Source organism: Pelomonas sp. KK5, from assembly GCF_001984095.1.
Taxonomy (GTDB): Bacteria; Pseudomonadota; Gammaproteobacteria; order Burkholderiales; family Burkholderiaceae_C; genus KK5.
This window is the reverse complement of record NZ_LYVQ01000539.1, coordinates 1-576: the sequence shown is the minus strand read 5'-3', so window position 1 is coordinate 576 and position 576 is coordinate 1. Positions and strand designations below refer to the sequence as shown.

Annotated in this window: 1 protein-coding gene; it reads left to right on the top strand. The window is 59.5% G+C overall.

Going from position 1 to position 576, the window contains the following annotated elements; translation table 11 throughout:
- Positions 1–528, top strand: a 528-nt coding sequence (locus tag B0W88_RS32180) for a hypothetical protein (protein ID WP_233151921.1), incomplete at its 5' end; no start/stop codon positions are given.
- Positions 529–576: the final 48 nt, after the last annotated feature.

Sequence of the window (576 nt, the reverse complement as noted above, 5' to 3'; positions counted from 1 at the left end):
CGCAGTTCCAGCCGACGCCTAACGGCGCGGCTGAACGCAATCGTTAGGTGGCATCGAGTGCTCGGTCTTGTTCGAAAATCTATCGAGTCCGCCGCTCGGGCCGTACATGTCTATGTCTCCGAGGCCGCCATGATTGTTGCAGCGACTCACCGCAATCCTGCTGGCGTCTATTTCGAGCAAGCCAATGCAACCTTCATTGCCGGCACACCGTCTGCGGAAGTGCTTGGGCGGGAATTCCAAGCTGCGTTTCAGCGCTTCTCGATGATGGAAGCGAATCTTCGCTCCCTCAAGAAAGAGGACTGGCCAGCCTTCCAGGCATCGGGTAGCCGCTCTGTGACGCAGTTTGAGAGCGCCTTTCGCGTCGTCAGTTGTTGCAGTGTCAACGCAAGCAACACCGTTGTTCGTGCCAGCACGCCACACGGGCAGAATCCCGAGATCGAACTGTCCGTCTCCTTCAACCCGTTGCTGCCGGCCGAGGCCATCGGTGCACGGCTGCTGGGCTTGGTGAAGGCTGCCAATGCCACCTAACCCGCAGTTCCAGCCGACGCCTAACGGCGCGGCTGAACGCAATCGTTA